17 protein-coding genes are annotated in these 16,271 nt (G+C 70.9%); 10 read left to right on the forward strand and 7 right to left on the reverse strand.

Annotated elements, in window-relative coordinates; all coding sequences use genetic code 11:
• Positions 1-65: 65 nt before the first annotated feature.
• Positions 66-869: a sigma-70 family RNA polymerase sigma factor gene (locus GKS42_RS00705; RefSeq protein WP_154792093.1), complete on the reverse strand. Its 804-nt coding sequence runs from the start codon at positions 867-869 to the stop codon at positions 66-68.
• Between the two features lie 186 nt (positions 870-1,055).
• On the opposite strand from GKS42_RS00705, the gene flgN reads away from it, so the two are divergent.
• Genes flgN through GKS42_RS00730 form a run of 5 tightly spaced genes read left to right on the forward strand, consistent with a single transcriptional unit; the run spans position 1,056 to position 4,668 of the window.
• A complete protein-coding gene (gene flgN, locus GKS42_RS00710; RefSeq protein ID WP_154792094.1) occupies positions 1,056-1,538 on the forward strand; it encodes a flagellar export chaperone FlgN in 483 nt (160 codons plus the stop codon).
• A gap of 7 nt (positions 1,539-1,545) precedes the next feature.
• A complete protein-coding gene (gene flgK, locus GKS42_RS00715; RefSeq protein WP_154792095.1) occupies positions 1,546-2,961 on the forward strand; it encodes a flagellar hook-associated protein FlgK in 1,416 nt (471 codons plus the stop codon).
• 5 nt (positions 2,962-2,966) lie between these two features.
• Positions 2,967-3,848: a flagellar hook-associated protein FlgL gene (gene flgL, locus GKS42_RS00720; protein WP_154792096.1), complete on the forward strand. Its 882-nt coding sequence runs from the start codon at positions 2,967-2,969 to the stop codon at positions 3,846-3,848.
• Complete coding sequence (locus tag GKS42_RS00725) at positions 3,845-4,231, forward strand: flagellar assembly protein FliW (RefSeq protein ID WP_154792097.1); 387 nt, start codon at positions 3,845-3,847, stop codon at positions 4,229-4,231. The genes flgL and GKS42_RS00725 overlap by 4 nt, the downstream gene beginning before the upstream one ends.
• Complete coding sequence (locus GKS42_RS00730; RefSeq protein WP_154792098.1) at positions 4,228-4,668, forward strand: hypothetical protein; 441 nt, start codon at positions 4,228-4,230, stop codon at positions 4,666-4,668. The genes GKS42_RS00725 and GKS42_RS00730 overlap by 4 nt, the downstream gene beginning before the upstream one ends.
• 15 nt (positions 4,669-4,683) lie before the next feature.
• On the opposite strand, the gene GKS42_RS00735 is transcribed toward GKS42_RS00730, so the two are convergent.
• From GKS42_RS00735 to GKS42_RS26330, 4 genes are all read right to left on the reverse strand, one after another.
• Positions 4,684-5,667: a hypothetical protein gene (locus GKS42_RS00735; RefSeq protein ID WP_154792099.1), complete on the reverse strand. Its 984-nt coding sequence runs from the start codon at positions 5,665-5,667 to the stop codon at positions 4,684-4,686.
• 4 nt (positions 5,668-5,671) lie between these two features.
• Positions 5,672-6,592 (reverse strand): LLM class F420-dependent oxidoreductase, encoded by a 921-nt coding sequence (locus tag GKS42_RS00740; RefSeq protein WP_154792100.1) that lies wholly within the window; start codon positions 6,590-6,592, stop codon positions 5,672-5,674.
• An 87-nt stretch (positions 6,593-6,679) separates the two neighbouring features.
• Positions 6,680-7,144, reverse strand: a complete 465-nt coding sequence (locus tag GKS42_RS26325; protein ID WP_168217682.1) for an SRPBCC domain-containing protein — start codon at positions 7,142-7,144, stop codon at positions 6,680-6,682.
• Positions 7,137-7,463, reverse strand: coding sequence for an ArsR/SmtB family transcription factor (locus GKS42_RS26330; RefSeq protein ID WP_168217683.1), 327 nt, complete (start codon positions 7,461-7,463; stop codon positions 7,137-7,139). The genes GKS42_RS26325 and GKS42_RS26330 overlap by 8 nt, the downstream gene beginning before the upstream one ends.
• Positions 7,464-7,929: 466 nt before the next feature.
• Between GKS42_RS26330 and GKS42_RS00750 the strand changes: the two genes are divergently transcribed.
• The 3 genes from GKS42_RS00750 to GKS42_RS00760 all read left to right on the forward strand — a co-directional run bounded on the left by GKS42_RS00750 (position 7,930) and on the right by GKS42_RS00760 (position 11,037).
• Positions 7,930-8,664 carry an HAD family hydrolase gene (locus GKS42_RS00750; RefSeq protein WP_154792101.1) on the forward strand — a complete coding sequence of 245 codons (735 nt, stop codon included), beginning with the start codon at positions 7,930-7,932 and terminating at the stop codon, positions 8,662-8,664.
• A gap of 265 nt (positions 8,665-8,929) precedes the next feature.
• Positions 8,930-9,709 carry a 6-phosphogluconolactonase gene (locus GKS42_RS00755; protein ID WP_168217684.1) on the forward strand — a complete coding sequence of 260 codons (780 nt, stop codon included), beginning with the start codon at positions 8,930-8,932 and terminating at the stop codon, positions 9,707-9,709.
• An 80-nt stretch (positions 9,710-9,789) separates the two neighbouring features.
• Entirely contained in the window at positions 9,790-11,037 is a 1,248-nt protein-coding gene (locus tag GKS42_RS00760) for an N-acetylglucosamine-6-phosphate deacetylase (RefSeq protein WP_154792103.1), read from the forward strand.
• 43 nt (positions 11,038-11,080) lie between these two features.
• On the opposite strand, the gene GKS42_RS00765 is transcribed toward GKS42_RS00760, so the two are convergent.
• Together GKS42_RS00765 and GKS42_RS00770 are read right to left on the reverse strand one after the other, a co-directional pair.
• Positions 11,081-11,569 carry a hypothetical protein gene (locus GKS42_RS00765; protein WP_154792104.1) on the reverse strand — a complete coding sequence of 163 codons (489 nt, stop codon included), beginning with the start codon at positions 11,567-11,569 and terminating at the stop codon, positions 11,081-11,083.
• Between the two features lie 63 nt (positions 11,570-11,632).
• The gene (locus tag GKS42_RS00770) at positions 11,633-12,622 is read right to left on the reverse strand and encodes a LacI family DNA-binding transcriptional regulator (protein WP_154792105.1); all 990 of its coding nucleotides are present in this window, start codon (positions 12,620-12,622) and stop codon (positions 11,633-11,635) included.
• Positions 12,623-12,868: 246 nt separating this feature from the next.
• Between GKS42_RS00770 and GKS42_RS00775 the strand changes: the two genes are divergently transcribed.
• Complete coding sequence (locus GKS42_RS00775) at positions 12,869-14,083, forward strand: Gfo/Idh/MocA family protein (RefSeq protein WP_154792106.1); 1,215 nt, start codon at positions 12,869-12,871, stop codon at positions 14,081-14,083.
• 189 nt (positions 14,084-14,272) lie between these two features.
• Positions 14,273-16,228, forward strand: coding sequence for an ABC transporter substrate-binding protein (locus GKS42_RS00780; protein ID WP_168217685.1), 1,956 nt, complete (start codon positions 14,273-14,275; stop codon positions 16,226-16,228).
• Positions 16,229-16,271 lie beyond the last annotated feature (43 nt).

Here is a 16,271-nt window from a genome sequence, read left to right on the forward strand (position 1 = left end):
CCGGTCACCGGTACCTCTCGGCCGCCGTCGGGCGGATGTAAGCAGTCCGGTCGAACCTCGGCCGATCAGGACACGGCGCGCACGGACTCCGGCCGCGTGAAGCCGCCCTGCGTCAGGGCCGCGAGCTCGGTGAGGAAGGCGAGCCGTCGCGACGGCGCGACCCGTGACGTCGGTTCCGGCGCGGCTGCGTCATCGTCGCCGTAGTGGGTGGCGAGTCCGTCTCGGAGCAACCGGACCGCCTCGGCCCGCTGCTGCGACACCGCGGCGTGGGAGATTCCCAGTTCCGCCGCGATCTCGTTCACCGTGCGGTCGGCGAAGTACACCTGCTCGGTGATGTAGCGCATCCGCTCGGGCAGCGCCGCGACCGCGGCCCGTACGTAGGTGGCCCGCTCGGCGACCAGTACCGCGTCCTGCGGTGAGTCGCTCGCGTCCTGCAGCCGGTCGACCATGACCTCGTCGAGCGGCTGCACGGTACGGGCCGCGTCGGCGAGGGCGGCGTCGACGCCGGCCGGGTCGACGCCGAGGGCATCCGCGAGCTCCTCGCGGGCCGGCTCCCGGCCGAGGGTGGCGCGCAGCTGTTCGCGAACCGTCAGGGTCTGGCGGATCCGGCTGCGGGCACCGCGGGTGGCCCAGTCGCCTGCACGCATCTCATCGGCGAGCGCACCGAGGATCCGCTGCCGGGCGTAGGCGCCGAAGGGCACTCCGAGGGTCGGGTCGAAGGCGTCGGCGGCGGTCACCAGGGCCACCGCACCGGCCGAGGCCAGATCGTCGCGGCTCAGGTGCGTGGCCCGCCGGCAGACGTCGGCGACGAGATAGCCGACCAGTGGCAGGTTCGCCACCACGACCGCATTGCGCTCGGCACGATTCACGACTCGGACCCCCGGGACCTTGGAACGGAGCACGATCGGTCGTGGCGCCGTATCGGCCCGCCGTCGTGCGGAGGTGACACTACCCCATGTATAGACGTTGGACTAGACCTTACGGGTGCAGCACGGATGCCGAGAGTGATCGGTGCGAGGGAACGAGTCCTCGCGTCGGACCGGATCGGGGTTGGCATGGGAGTGCAGGAGTTGTCCGCCGCCATATGGCACCAAAGGAACTTGCTGGAGTTGCTCCTGTTCAAGTTGACCGAGGAGCAGCTGCTGCTGACCGCTGGGCGTACCGACTGGCTCGCGAATGCCACTCGCGAGGTGGAACAGGTCGTCGAGCGTCTATACGAATCTGGCTTGGCTCGAGATGTGGAGGCGGCCGGTGTGGCCGCCCGGTGGGGCGCCGCCGACGGCAGCAGCCTGCGCGAGCTGATCCAGCACGCGCCGGCGCCGTGGGACGAGGTGCTCACCGAGCACCTCACCGCACTGACCACGCTGACCACTCGGATCCGCGACCTGCGGGATGCGAACGCGCAGTTCCTGCGCGCCGGGCTGCGCGCCGCCCAGGAGACCCTGGCCGGACTCGACGGTGCGACGGGAACGTACGACTCCCACGGGGCCAGCCGGGCCGAGCCGGTCGGCGCGCGCCTCGTGGACAAGAGACTGTGAGGACACCATGAGCACCTTCGCCGGACTGAACACGGCCTACCTCGGCGTCACGGCCCAGCGTCGCGCCCTCGACGTGGTGGCCCAGAACGTCGCCAATCTGAACACGGTCGGGTACACCCGACAGCGCGTGGAGCTCTCGGGCATCGGCTCGCCGAGCGCGCTCGGCCTGTTCGCCGGCACACCGGAGCCCGGACGTGGGGTCCGGGTGGACGGTGTCACCCGGCTCGGGGACTCCTACCTCGACGCCCGGGTCCGCGGTACCGCCTCGTCGCACGGCTTCAGCGCCGTCCGGGCCTCGGCGCTCGCGGCACTCGAGGGATCGCTGAACGAACCGGGTGAGAACGGGCTCGCGGCGAAGCTCAACGACTTCTGGGCATCCTGGTCCGAGTTGGCGAACCGCCCCGGCGAGCAGGCGTCCGAGACCGTCGTCCTGGCGGCTGCGGCCGCCGTCGCCATCGGGGTGAACCAGGGCTACGCCGAGGTGGACGCGCAATGGGGGCGCGCCCGGGAGCAGGCCGACGCCCTGGTCGCCGAGCTGAACACCGCTGCCGCCGCGGTGGCCGAGCTGAACGGACGGATCAGGTCCACCGCCGCGGCCGGTGGTTCCGTGAACGAACTCCTCGACCAGCGGTCGAACCTGACCACCACCATCGCTGCGATCGCCGGTGGGGAGGTCCGCCAGCGCGAGGACGGCACCGTGGATGTCCTGGTCGGGGGCAACCCACTGGTGTCCGGGACGACGCACAACCCGGTCCAGGTCGCCGGAGCGGGACGGATGGGGGACGCCGCCTCGGACCCGGTGCGGGTGGAGTGGGCCCACCGGCCGGGCGTGCCCGCGGGACTGGGCGGCGGGGAGCTCGCGGGTACCATCTCGCTCCTCGCTCCCGCGAACGGCACCGGCACCGGCGGCGTGCTCGCCGAGGCCGCCGCCTCATACAACGCGTTCGCCACGGACCTCGCGGCGAAGGTGAACGCCGTGCACGCCACCGGCCAGACCGTCGACGGCGTCGCGGGTGGGGACTTCTTCGGCCTCACCGCCGGCGCCCCGGCGGCCGCGGGGCTGCGGGTGGTCGCCAGCGCCGTGGCGACCGGCGCCCCCGGAGCAGGCGGCCAGGACGGCTCGGTGGCCGACGCCATCGCGCAGCTCGGCTCCGGCCCGCAGGCGCCCGACGCGCGCTGGGCGACGTTCGTCACCGCGACCGGCGTGCGCGCCCGGGCTGAATCGGAGAGCGCCACCCTGGCGGCGCTCGCCGCCGGGTCGGCCCTTGATCTGCAACTGGGCAACGCCGGTGTCGACCTCGATGAGGAGACCATGAACATGATGACCTTCCAACGCGCCTACGAGGGCTCCGCCCGGGTGATGACGGCGATCGACGAGATGCTCGACACGCTCATCAACCGGACCGGGATCGTCGGGAGGTAGCGGCCATGATCACCCGTGTCACGCACCAGATGACCGCACGCACCGCGGCGCAGAACCTGCAGGCCTCGCTGGCCGAGCTGAACAAGCTCACCGAGCAGGCGACCAGCAGGACCCGGATCTCCCGCCCCTCCGACGACCCGACCGGTACCTCGGAGTCCCTGCGGCTTCGTGGCGAGCACCGCGTCGCGCAGCAGCACGCCCGCAACGCTCAGGACGGACTCGGCTGGCTGACCACCGTGGACTCCGCGATCCAGGCCGGGATCGACCTGATCGGGCGGGCCCAGGATCTGGCCATCCAGGGCGCCAACGGGGCGACCGCCCCGGCGGCCCGAGAGGCGCTCGCCATGGAGATCGATGGCATCCGGGAGGCTCTGCTGGTCCAGGCGAACGTCACCTATGGCGGGCGATCGGTGTTCGCGGGCACCTCCGACGAGGCCTCCGCCTTCGACCCGGACGGCACCTACACGGGTGTCCCGGGCGCCACGGTGCAGCGCCGGATCGGCGCGAACGACTCGGTCCGGGTCGACGCCGACGGAGCGGCAGTCTTCGGTTCAGGAGCCGGGTCGGTCTTCGCCCTGATGTCCGACCTCGCGGCGGACCTTCGCTCGGGAGCGGATGTGAGTGCGCGGATCGACGAGATCGACGGGCGCCGGCAGCAGATGCTCGGCGAACTCACGGCCGTCGGCACCCGATACAACCGGTTGGAGGTGGCCGAGGTGGCCACACAGGAACGCATGGGAGGGTTGGAGAGCACTCTCTCCGCCGTCGAGGATGTGGACATGGCCAGGATGATCATCGACCTGAAGTCCGCCGAGGTCGCCTACCAGGGTGCCCTCGGCGTCACGGCGCGGGTACTCCAGAACAGCCTGCTGGACTTCCTGCGATGAGCACGATCTCCTTCCTCACGCCGCCCCCCGGGCTTGCCCCGCATGTCGAGTTCGAACTGACACCGGTGCCCGGGGCCCGTGGCCTGCTGACGCTGACCACCGCCGGGGGCCACGGCCTGCGGCTGTTCCTCATCGACGCGGACACGCACCTGCCCGGGTACGCCCCGGTCCTCTCCGCCGAGCAGGGCAACCGGCTCGGCCTGGTGGACGCGAGCGACGCAGAGGTGTTCGTGGTCGCCAACCCGGCGGGCGAGACCACCACCGTCAACCTGATGGCACCCGTGATCGTGCACCGCGGCAGCGGCGCCGCCCTCCAGGTGATCCTGGAGAACCAGGACTGGCCGTTGCAGCACCCGCTCGGTGAGCCGGCGAGCACCAGGTGAGCGACCCCGAGCTGGTCGACCGCGACCTTGACGACGCACCCGTGCCGGACCCCGAGCAGGACCTGGACGACCCGGCCACGCGAGTGGCCCCGGCGCTGCCCGGCTACCTCAGCCTGCGCGAGATCGCAGCCCTGGCCGCGATCGCCGTCGGAACGCTGCGCTCGTACCGCCGGGACTCCTCGTCGGGCTTCCCCGAGCCCGCCTGGCGGGCCGGGGCGACCCCGCTCTGGCGGGTGGAGGACGTGCGGCTGTGGCTCGCCGCCCGTCCGTTCTCCCCGACCATGACCCGGGCGCTGCCCGACGGCTCGATCGAGGTCGTGCGAGCCTCCGACTACGCCGCCCGCCGGGCTGCCGGCCGCGTCGGCAGGGCACGCAGGCGCCATCTCCGCGAGCCACACGTGCGCGGAGCGGTGGCCGCGCTGGAGACCGGCGACTGACGCCCGCGGCGGGTCTCAGTCGATGAGCCGGGCCTGCGGCACCAGCGCGGACAGGTCCCGCAGGGCGACGTCGCCGGCCGGCCCGTTCACGAACACGCGGACCGGGATCCTGGTCGAGGAGTAGACCTCCTCGAACGCCTCCCGCAGCGCACGGGGCGAGCGCGACAGGCCCCACTCCACGGTCTCGTCGGTGGAGCGCAGGAAATCCGCGAACAGGGGGTCCGACGTCCAGAGCTCGCAATCCGCTCCGGACGCATCCAGGGCCAGGCGCACCACGGAGGAGATCGCCCGCCGCTGCCGCACGGTGTTGCTCGAGGTGAGCGGGCCGATGACGAACTGTGCGCGCCGGTGCGTCGTCGTGAGGTCGAAGCCCGGGCGCGCCCGGCCGGTCAGGTTGGGAGGTTCGAGGATCCGTTCTCCGTTGCGGAGCATCCGTTGGAGGCCGAGCGCGACGGCGGTCGCCGTACTCACCGCGGACAGCCGGTCCGCACGCCGGCGGGCGAGGGTGGCGTACTCGATCAGCTCGGCGGCGGCATCCGGATCGGACACCAGCGACTCCGCCGCCACGCGGCGGGCGTCACCGTCGGGGGACTGCGGGGCGGCCGCCGTCGTGCCGGACAGGGCGCGCTCCCAGTCGTCGACGAACCGGCCGAGGGACGGTGTCACCAGCGCCCTCGAGAGGTTCTGCCAGGCGAGTCCGGCGGCGTCGGTGACGTCCTCCGGTCGCCGGGTGGTCGGCGTGCTCTGACGCCGTGTCCGACCGGTCGCGGGGGAGGAGACCTGGAATCCCAGCTGTTGGAAGATCCGGCGCGCGGTATCGGTGGTGAAGTCGGCCCGGTACAGCCCGATGCTCAGTTCCAGCGCCTGCTTCACCGGCCAGTGCAGACCAGCCACCGCGACCCAGTGGAGCTGGACCCGCGCGGGCCGGTGCCCGGCGAGCGACTCGCGCACGCTCTCCTGCGTGAGGTGGTGTGATCGACCTTTGATCGTGAAGCGCATGGCATCAACCCACGTGCGGCGCGATCTCGCGTGCGACCAGATCCAGATGGTCCAGATCGTGCAGGTCCATCACCTGTAGGTAGACCCGTTCCACCCCGGACCCACGCAGGCCGGCGAGGCGATCCGTGGCCTCGGCCACGGTGCCGGCGATGCCGTGCTCGCGCAGCTCCGCCGGCTCGCGCCCGATGGCGGCGGCGCGACGGGTGAACTCCGCCTCGGTCGCGCCAACGCACAGGACGTGCGCGGCCGAGTAGGTCAGCGAGTCCGGGTCCCGGCCCGCCTCGGTGCAGGCGGCCCGGACGCGGTCCAGCTTGGGTGCGATCTCGTCGAACTCGGCGAAGCCGAGGTTGAACTCGGACGCGAACCTGGCCGCCAGCGCCGGCGTGCGCTTGGGGCCCTGTCCGCCGATGATCACCGGGACCGACGACTGCACCGGCTTCGGCAGCGCGGGCGCGTCGGTCAGCTGGTAGTGCTCGCCGCTGAACGAGAACGCCTCGCCGACCGGCGTCCGCCACAGGCCGGTGATGATCTCCAGCTGCTCCTCGAGCAGCCCGAACCGCTTGGCCGGGAACGGGATGCCGTAGGCGGTGTGCTCGGCCTCGAACCAGCCCGAGCCCAGGCCGAGCTCCACGCGGCCACCGGACATCTGGTCGACCTGGGCCACCTGGATGGCGAGCACGCCGGGCAGCCGGAACGTGGCGGAGGAGACGAGCGTGCCGAGCCGGATCCGGGAGGTCTCCCGGGCCAGGCCGGCGAGCGTGGTCCACGCGTCGGTGGGCCCGGGCAGGCCGTCGCCGCCCATCGTCAGGTAGTGGTCGGAGCGGAAGAAGGCGTCGAAGCCGAGTTCCTCGGTGGCCTTGGCGACGGCGAGGAGGTCGTCGTAGGTGGCGCCTTGCTGGGGTTCGGTGAAGATGCGCAGCTGCATGGGTCCACCCTGCCACGACCCGTCCACCGGTGGCCGCGACGCCCCTCTCTCGCCTCGGCCGGTCGGCGCACCCCTGCGCCGATCCGATCAGCGGACGAGCGGCTCGCCCGTCTCGAGCAGGGTCTTCAGCCCGGAGAGCACCATCATCCAGCCCTCGCCGCGGACGTGATCGGCCGTGCGCGGCGCACCCTCGAGGCGGTCATGGGTGACCGTGAGCAGGCACACCTCCCCTTCGGGCCTGATCTCCCACGTGACCCGGCTCGGCCGTTCCGCCCCGAGGTCGTCGTCGTAGGCCGACGACCACGTGTGCACGAGGCGGCGCGGGGGATCGAACTCGAGCGTCGGCGACGTGCCCCAGTCCTCACCGTTCGGGCCGGTCGAACGGTGCTGCTCCGCGGTGATCTCGTTGCGGGCACCGTAGAAGTACCGGGCCGTGAACTCGGGGTTGGTGATCGCCTCCCAGATCGCCTCCGGGGTCGCTCTGATGAACACGTGGTAGATCTGCGTGGCGGGGGCGGGCGGCTCTGCGGCCGAGGTGGTCGGGTCAGTCATCGGAATCCTCCAGCGTTGCCTTGAGATCGGCGAGCGCCGCGACGCGGGGCTCGGTGTACTTGCTGATCCAGCGGTCATGGATCAGCCGAACCGGCACGGGGTTGAGGTGGTGGAGCTTCTCCCGGCCGGACCGGACCGCGACGACGAGACTCGCCTCCTCGAGGACCCTCAGGTGCTTCATCACACCGAACCTGGTCATCTCGACGTGCGACTCGAGGTCGGCCAGCGTTCGCCCGTCCCGGGCGAACAGCAGGTCGAGCAGCAGGCGCCTCGTCGGGTCCGCGAGGGCCTTGAAGACCGCGTCCTCATCATCCGTCACGGACCCAGGATAGGTGACCAAATGGTCACATGTCTACCGACTGTGCCGGACGGCCCTGGGCCGTGCGGTCCGGGTTCTGACCTAGTACCCGAGGCGGTGAGATCGCTGGTCCGCGCGTTGCGAACTCGAGCCCGCGCGCACCAGGGCGGTGAGCGGTGCGGGGATTTCGGGCATGAAGAAGCCCCGCGGTTCCCGACGTGGTGTCGGGGTGCCGCACTGGACGAAGGTGCGGCCCCGCAGGGCTCCGGTGGCTGCCGTGGTCTCGCTAGCGCTCGCGCGCCGTGGAGACGGCATGCCGTCCGTTCACTTTGACGAGCGGCTAGCGGACAGCCACCTCACGAGTCCCAAGATTCTTCACGTCTCGGACCACCTCCTTTCGCGTGTGCGGCCAATCTACGACTGTCGGCGCCGTGCGCCAAGGTATTTCCGATGCGAGTCTCGCAGGGCCGCTGCCTACACTCGAGCAATGCCGCCGATCCGCATGGTCGCCTTCGACGCCGACGACACGCTCTGGCGCAGCGAGGACTACTTCGACGCCGCCCAGGCGGAGTTCGAGCGCATCGTCTCGCCGCACGTGAGCGGCCCCGGCGCGCTCGACCGGCTCGCCGCCATCGAACGGGCGAACCTGGCCGTGTTCGGCTACGGGGTCAAGGGCATGGCGCTGTCCATGATCGAGGCCGCCATCGAGGTCACCGAGCAGCGGATCGGCGCGGCCGACCTGCATCGGATCGTCGTCCTCAGCAAGGAGATGCTGGCGCACCCGGTCGAGCTCCTGCCAGGGGTCCGGGCCGCGGTCGAGGAGATCGCCGCGGACCACCCGATCGTCATGATCACCAAGGGCGACCTGTTCCACCAGGAGGCCAAGGTCCGGGACTCCGGCCTCGGCGACCTGTTCCGGCGCATCGAGATCGTGAGCGAGAAGGACACGGCCACCTACGCGCGGCTGCTGTCCGAGTTCGACGCCGGCGCGTCGGAGTTCGTGATGATCGGGAACTCGCTGCGCTCGGACATCGCACCGGTGCTCGCGCTCGGCGGCTGGGGCGTGCACGTCCCGTACCACCTCACCTGGGCCCACGAGCTCGAGGCGGAGATCCCGACGGCGGACGCCCGCCGCCTCTACACGGTCACCGAGGCGTCCGAACTCCCGACGGCGGTGCGCACCATCGTGGACGCGGCGTCGCCGGAGTCCGTGGGCACCTGAGGCAACCGACCGCGCTGCCCGCGGGCCGGGCACTGACGGCACCCACGCCGTCGGGACGCGTGTCGCCTGACGGCACCACCGCCGTCGACCCCACGATCCACCGCGAGCCCGCAAGCGGTCCTGCACGTCCACAGTTGGCCCTCGAAACCCCGCACAAATCCTCGACGATCGCGTAATGCACGCGGTTGCGGTACGGTTGCAATTCGTTGCGGCGGGGCTGGTCCCCGGCGCCGATCCAACCCAGTTGAAGCGCAGGAGGAGTCAAGTGTCGGAGCCGATCCAGCAGTTCGTCGCAGGGGAGCTACCCGTTGCGGTGTACGCCTCGGAGGCCGAGATGGGGGCCGCCGCGGCCGCCAGCGCCGCCCAGGTCATCCGCGACACCGTCGCGGCCAAGGGGCACGCGCGGGTGGTCATCGCGACGGGGAACTCCCAGTTCGCGTTCGTCGAGGCGCTCAGGGACCAGGACGTCCCCTGGGGCGACGTGACCGCGTTCCACATGGACGAGTACGTCGGCATCGACGAGAACCACACCGCGAGCTTCCGCCGCTGGATCCGGGAGCGCATCGAGGAGCCCTTCACCCCGGCGAAGGTGGAGTACATCATCGGCGATGCACCCGACCCCCAGGCGGCCGCCGACGCCTACGAGCGCCTGCTCCGCGAGGCTCCGCTGGACCTGGTCTGCATGGGCATCGGGGAGAACGGCCACCTCGCCTTCAACGAGCCGTTCGACGCCGACTTCGACGACGAGCGCTGGACCCGGATCATCACGCTGACCCCGGAGTCCGTGTCGCAGCAGGTCGGCGAGGGACACTTCCCGGACGAGGCAGCCACCCCGAGGACGGCCATCTCGATGACCATCCCCGCGCTGCTGTCCGCGACGCACGTCCAGGTCTGCGCGCCCGAGGCCCGCAAGGCCAAGGCCGTCGCTCGCGCGCTGTCGGAGGACGTCAGCACGGCCTGCCCCGCCACCAAGCTGCGCGAGTCCCCGAACGCCCGGCTCTTCCTCGAGCCGGCGTCCGCGTCCCTGCTCCCCGCGCAGGCCTGAGCACGCGCTCGGCCAGGACCCCCGGCCCGGCCCCGCGGGGGTGGGGCCGGGCCGGTCAGGCGGCCGGGTAGGTTCGCATCATGACGTGGGGAGCCGGCAGACAGGGGCACGAGATGACCGAGCGGGTACTGCTCACGTCCGGTCGGGTGGTCGCCGGGGGCGCGCTGCTCGACGGCGCCAGCGTCCTTCTCGAGGGAACGCGGGTCGCGGACGTGCTCACGTCCGCGCCGACGCGCGCGCTGCTGGAGTCCGCACGAGTGCTGGACGTCGGTGGGCGGATCGTCGCACCCGGCCTCATCGACCTGCACATCCACGGCGCCGCGGGCCACTCCTTCGAGGAGGCGGCCGTCGGCGGCGACGTCTCGGCGGCCGTGCCCACCGACGCCGCGGTCCCCGCGATCCTGCGGCACCTGGCATCGGTCGGCGTGACCGCCACCCAGGCCTCGCTCGCCTCCGACCGCGTCGACGTGATGGCCGGCGGGGTCCGGGCCCTGCACGCCTGGCGTGATCGCGGCGTCGCCGGCGGCGCGGACCTGCTCGGCGTCCACCTCGAGGGCCCGTTCCTCGCCGAGGCCCAGGCCGGCGCCCACGAGCCGAGCAAGCTGCGTGCGCCCGCCGCGGCGGACGTGGCGTCCTTGACCGCGCTCGCCCCCGCGATGGTGACGCTCGCGCCGGAGCTACCGGGCGCCGTCGACGCGATCAGGGCGTTCGTCGCTGCCGGCACCGTGGTGGCCGCCGGGCACAGCGAGGCGACGGTGCCGGCCCTGGCCGCGGCGGTCGAAGCCGGCCTGACCCACATCACGCACCTGTGGAGCGGGCAGTCGAGCACCACGCGCAGCGGCCCGTGGCGGGTGCCCGGACTGCTCGAGGCCTCCCTGTCCTCGGACACCGTCACCGCCGAGGTGATCGCCGACGGCAAGCACCTGCCGCCCGCGCTCCTCGAGATCGCCCGGCGGTGCCTTGGGGAGCGACTGGTCGTGGTGTCCGACGCGACCCAGGGCGCCGGCATGCCGGAGGGGTACGCCTACGGACTCGCGGACGTCCGGTGCGAGGTGCGTGACGGTGTCGGGATGGTCGTCGGCGCCGATGCGTTCGGCGGGAGCACCACCACGTTGGGCGCGATGCTGGCCCATCTGCACGTGGACCTCGGCTGGCCGCTACTCGAGGTGCTCGCGATGGGCTCGTCCCGTCCGGCCCGGGTGGCCGGTGTGGCTGACCGCAAGGGGTCGCTCAGCCCCGGTCACGATGCGGACGTGGTGGTCCTCTCCGACGGCCTGGTGCCGTGGCGGACCTTCGTTCGTGGGCGTGAGGTCGCCGTCGCGAGTTGAGCGGGAGTTGGGAATGCTGTCGGTCCTCGTCGGCGCCGCCCGCTCAGGGCAGGCCCTCGACGAGAAGGACGACGACCACGATCACGACGATCAGCGCCGCCGCGCCGCCGAGTCCCCAGAGCCAGAGCCTCTTCGCACCGATGTGGCTGGTCGTGGCGCCGAAGGCCGCGAAGCGGTCGGTCCACCACTGGGCCGGAGGCATGCCCTCGCGGGCGACGCGGGCGTTGTACTGCTCGATGGACTCCCACGGTTGAGGGCTGACCACCGACTCGTCGATCATGACCCGGAACTTCTGGCCGGAGACCGTCCGGAGGTGCAGCGAAGACTGATGCTGCGAGCCGTAGACCCCGCCCACGTAGGACGCCTTCGCGACCTCCTGGGGAGCGAAGTCGGCCAGGACCTGCTCCTGAGGGCTCTCCAGGTCGATGATCCGGATCCGGTCCTGCCTGGTCCACTCCAGGCGCACCTTCCTGGTCTGGAAGACCGTCGCGCCGGTGAGCATGGTCGTGTTCAGGCGCAGGTCGGCGGCCATGGGGGCAGGCTGGTTCATCGGTGTGGCTTCCGCTCGTGGAGGGTGCAGGCTTCGGCCCGGATTCTACGGGGCGGGTGCCGGTGCCGTGCTGCCCCGGATGATGAGCCGGGTCTCGAGCTGGACGACAGGTTTCGGAGCGTCGTCCGGGTGGTCCACCAGGTCCAGCACGAGGTCGACGGCGGTCGCCCCGGCCCGCGTGCCCGGCACGTGGATCGAGGTGAGGGTCGGGTAGGCCATGCCGGACATCGGGCTGTCGTCGATGCCGATCACCGAGATGTCCGGACCGACGCGCATCCCACGCTCGGTCAGGCGGGCCATCAGGCCCATGGCGATCATGTCGTCGTAGGCGATCACCGCGGTGATGTCGCGGCTGTGCACGAGGTCCGCCGCGCGCACCCCGGCCTGGATCTGCGGCTCGAAGGGGCCGAACTCGACCAGTTCGAGGTCCAGCTCGGCGCACGCGGCGCGCATCGCCGCCTGGCGCTGGGAGTTCGACCACGACCGCCGGGGGCCGTTCAGGTAGCAGATCCGCTTGTGCCCGAGCGAGGCGAGGTGTTCCACGGCTTCCTGGATGCCCTCGGACGCCTCGATGATCACGCTCGCCGCGCCGTCGACCTTGCGGTTCACGAACACGATCGGCTGCAGCGCGGCCAGTTCCGGAAGCGACTCGACCGGGGTCCGCGGGGAGACCACGATCAGCCCGTCGACCCGCTTGCGCATCACCCGGGCCCGCTGGATCTCGTCGGCCGGGTGCTCGTCGACGTCGGAGATCAGCACGGTCTTGCCCTTGGCACTGGCCCGGCTCTGCACCGCCTTGATGATCGGCGGGAAGAACGGGTTGGCGATGTCCGGGACGATCAGTCCGATCAGGTCGCTGCGGCCCGAGGTGAGCGAGCGTGCCACCTGATTCGGCTCGTAGCCCATCTCGTGGGCCACGCGGCGAATCTTCTCGCGGGTGGCGTCGTTGACCTTCTCGGTGCCGGACAGGGCGCGGGAGACCGTGGAGGCGGACATGCCGACGGCTCGGGCGACGTCGGCGAGCGTGACGGCCATGGCTTCCTCTTCCTTCCGGCCCCGGAGCAGTGACGAACCGGCCGCCCGGCGGCGCCCACCGCCGACTTCGGTGGTGGATTCCGTGTGGGTGCGCCGTCGATTGTTGTGCGAACGTGTGCGCAACGTGCGCCGATGCTACCGCACAGCGGTGGCGAGCGAACGATCGCCGGACCAAGGTTGCCACAAACATCGCATGCTTGCCGCAACCGCTTGCGTCCCGTAACGTCCCTGGTCATGGAATCTCCGATGGCAACGCAGGCTGCGTCCGGCCCTGGCGCCGACGCCCATCTCAGGCTCGGACTCGTGGGCAACGGCAACCGTGGGGTGATCGCGCAGCGGGCCAGTATCGACGATGGCAACGCCACCGTGGTGGCCGTCGCGGACCCGCACCCACGGGCCCAGGACCGGGCTCGAGAACGCTTCGGCGCGGACGTGGCGGTGGGCTCGGACCTCGGCGTGCTGCTCGGTGCGGACCTGGATGCCGCCTTCGTCACCTCGCTCGACCACCAGCACGCCGACCACGTGGTCGCGCTGCTCGAGGCCGGCGTCGACGTGTTCGTGGACAAGCCGATGGCCACCACGGTCGCGGACGCGGACCGGATGCTCGCGACGGCCCGCTCGACCGAATCGCGCCTGTACGTGGGTCACAACATGCGCCACATGCCCGTGATCAGGCTGATGAGGGACCTCGTCCTGCAGGGTCGGATCGGTCAGGTCAAGGCGGTCTGGTGCCGGTACTTCGTCGGCGACGGCGGGGACCGGTTCTTCAAGGACTGGCACGCCGAGCGCGCGAACGTGAACACGCTCCTGTTGCAGAAGGGTGCCCACGACATCGACGTGATCCACTGGCTCGCCGGCGGGTACACGCGGCGGGTCAGTGCGATGGGCGGTCTCACCGTCTACGGGGACGTGACGTCCCGGATGGACCGGACCGGTCAGGTCGTCACCGAGTGGCTGGACCGGGAGAAGAACTGGCCGCCGCTGGCCCAGGAGGGCCTGAACCCGGTGGTCGACGTCGAGGACATCTCGATGATGACCATGCGCCTGGACAACGGGGTGTTCGCCACCTACTCGGAGTGCCACTACACGCCCGACTACTGGCGCAACTACACGATCATCGGCACCGAGGGCAGGATCGAGAACTTCGGGCTCGGGCACGACGGCGTGGTGCGCCTGTGGAACCGTCGCACCGAGTACAACGCCGAGGGCGACGAGCAGTTCCCCATCCCGGACGTCGAGGGCGGCCATCACGGCGCCGACCCGGCGCTGCTCTCCGAGTTCCTGGACTTCGTCCGCACCGGCGCCCCGACCGCGACCTCGCCCGTGGCCGCCCGTGAGGCGGTCGCGGCCGGCGCCACGGCGGCCGAGTCGATGCGTGGGGATTCGGGTGCGCTGGACGTCCCCGAGCTGGATCCAGCGCTGCGGGCGTACTTCGAGAATGGCCAGCGCCAGCCCGGCTGAATCTGTGCTGGTGTTGCAGCAACCGCTTGCGGTCGCTAGGTTCAAGTAACCCCCGTACCGTCCCGACGCCGCATGGCGCACCGCGACACTCCCGGGCCGACGTGGCCGTCGGTGCCGGTCCCGCACCCCTGCGGTGCACCCAACATGAAGTCTGACCCACGGCGAGAGCCGCGAGCTGGAGGAATTTCAATGACGATGGAACACCGGAGCATCTCCCGCCGGTCCCTGCTCAAGTTCGGTGGCGGTGGCGCGGCCGCGATCGCCATCTTCGGCCTTACCGCGTGTTCCGAGGACGAGGCGCCCAACCCGTTCGACGGCAACGGAGCCGACGTCAAGGAGTCACCCATGCTCACCGAGCGGGTCGACGCTGGAGAGCTCCCCGAACTGGCCGAGCGGCTGCCGGCGACCCCGATGGAGGTCGAGGTCATGGATGGGCCGGCCCAGTACGGCGGCACCCTGAACCGGGCCCAGACCGATGTCGGCGACGCCGGCGCCCTCACCGCCTTCGCGAGCGTTGGCCTGCTCGAGTGGAACTGGGACTCCGACGGATACCTGCCCAGCTTGGCCGAGGAGTTCACGAAGAACGACACGAACACGGAGTTCACGTTCGTGCTTCGCGAGGGGTTGAGGTGGTCCGACGGGGAGCCGTTCACCTCCGCCGACCTGCAGTTCACCGTGGACGACGTGCTGCGAAACGAGACCACCATCCCGTCCGCGCCGTTCTGGTTCAGTGATGGTGACGCACGGCCAACGGTCGAGGTGCCGGACGAACGGACCGTCATCTTCCGCTACACCCAGCCGTTCGCGCTGTTCGAGAAGTACATGTGCCACCCGGCCGTGAGCAACCAGTTCCTCAAGCCCAAGCACTACCTCGAGCAGTTCCACCCCACCTACACCGACCAGGCCGAGGTGGATGCGGCCACCGCGGCGGCCGGGTTCGACTCCTGGGACCAGTACTTCGGGGACCGGGACAACTGGTGGACGAACCCCGAACGCCCAGTGCTCGGCGCATACCAGGTGGTCAGTGCCGCGAACGCCCAGAGCGGCACCGCGAACCTCGAGCGCAACCCGTACTTCTGGAAGGTCGACCCGGACGGGCGACAACTGCCCTTCATCGACCAGATCCAGGTACAGGTGCTCGCCCAGGACGCGCTCGACCTGCGCGCCGCCAACGGTGACCTCAACTTCCAGGGCAACTACCTCGGGTACAACTCGGCGCAGGTCTACCTGCAGAACGCCGAGGACCGGGGCTACGAGATGCTCCGTTGGAAGAACGACGCGACGCTGCTCTCCCTGTGTCTGAACCTGTCCAGCACCGACGAGGTGCTGCGTGAGCTGTTCCTCGAGGTGGACTTCCGGGCGGCGTTGTCCCACGCGATCGACCGCGAGGACCTGAACGCCACCCTCCTCGGTGGTCTCGGGGACGTCCGGCAGCCGCTCGCCACGGAGAACTCCGACTACTACGTCGAGGGAACGGGACAGCGGTTCATCGAGTTCGACCTGGACACGGCCAACTCGCTCCTGGACGGGCTCGGGCTGACCCGCGGCGCGGACGGCGTCCGGCTGCGGCCGGACGGGCAGCCGCTGGCACTCGTCGTGCTGTACGTCGACAGCACCGCCGGGGTGCCGACGGCGGACGCGTTCACGATGGTGCAGCGGTACTGGGGTGAGATCGGGGTGACGCTCAGCCTGCGGCCGGTGGACCCGACGCTCTACGCGGAACTGCGCAGCGCGAACGACTTCAACATCAGCGGCACCACCGTGCCGGGCGACGACTTCGACCTGGAACCGGTCTGGTTCATCCCGACTGGTGCCAACAGCCACAGCGGGCCGGCCTACGGCCAGTGGTACGCCTCGAACGGGGCAGAGGGCATGGAACCGCCGGCGGAGATCCTGGCGCTGATGGACAACTGGGACCTGCTCCGCGGCGCGGCCACGGACGAAGAACGGCTCGACGCGGGCCGCGCCATCGTCACCCAGCATGACGAGAACGTGTACGCGATCGGACTGCTCGGCCTGCCGTTCCAGCCGGTCATCGTCACCAACGACGTGCGCGGCGTGCGCGACGACGAGCCGAAGCTGTCCTTCTACTACGGGCGTGAGGGCATCACGAAGCCGGAGCAGATCTCGTTCCTGCCGGCGTGAACCGCGGGCGGCACGGTCGTCACCGGAGCCCCACGGCGGCTGA

The sequence above is a fragment of the Occultella kanbiaonis genome (assembly GCF_009708215.1).
GTDB lineage: Bacteria > Actinomycetota > Actinomycetes > Actinomycetales > Beutenbergiaceae > Occultella > Occultella kanbiaonis.

Coding starts and splice junctions, on each gene's coding strand:
- GKS42_RS00735 (WP_154792099.1), bottom strand. CDS start 5,667: ATGCGCTTCACGATCAAAGGTCGATCACACCACCTCACGCAGGAGAGC.
- GKS42_RS00765 (WP_154792104.1), bottom strand. CDS start 11,569: ATGGCCGCCGACCTGCGCCTGAACACGACCATGCTCACCGGCGCGACG.
- GKS42_RS00760 (WP_154792103.1), top strand. CDS start 9,790: ATGACGTGGGGAGCCGGCAGACAGGGGCACGAGATGACCGAGCGGGTA.
- GKS42_RS00750 (WP_154792101.1), top strand. CDS start 7,930: ATGCCGCCGATCCGCATGGTCGCCTTCGACGCCGACGACACGCTCTGG.
- GKS42_RS00775 (WP_154792106.1), top strand. CDS start 12,869: ATGGCAACGCAGGCTGCGTCCGGCCCTGGCGCCGACGCCCATCTCAGG.
- GKS42_RS00725 (WP_154792097.1), top strand. CDS start 3,845: ATGAGCACGATCTCCTTCCTCACGCCGCCCCCCGGGCTTGCCCCGCAT.
- flgN (WP_154792094.1), top strand. CDS start 1,056: ATGGGAGTGCAGGAGTTGTCCGCCGCCATATGGCACCAAAGGAACTTG.
- GKS42_RS00770 (WP_154792105.1), bottom strand. CDS start 12,622: ATGGCCGTCACGCTCGCCGACGTCGCCCGAGCCGTCGGCATGTCCGCC.
- flgK (WP_154792095.1), top strand. CDS start 1,546: ATGAGCACCTTCGCCGGACTGAACACGGCCTACCTCGGCGTCACGGCC.
- GKS42_RS00740 (WP_154792100.1), bottom strand. CDS start 6,592: ATGCAGCTGCGCATCTTCACCGAACCCCAGCAAGGCGCCACCTACGAC.
- GKS42_RS00780 (WP_168217685.1), top strand. CDS start 14,273: ATGACGATGGAACACCGGAGCATCTCCCGCCGGTCCCTGCTCAAGTTC.
- flgL (WP_154792096.1), top strand. CDS start 2,967: ATGATCACCCGTGTCACGCACCAGATGACCGCACGCACCGCGGCGCAG.
- GKS42_RS26325 (WP_168217682.1), bottom strand. CDS start 7,144: ATGACTGACCCGACCACCTCGGCCGCAGAGCCGCCCGCCCCCGCCACG.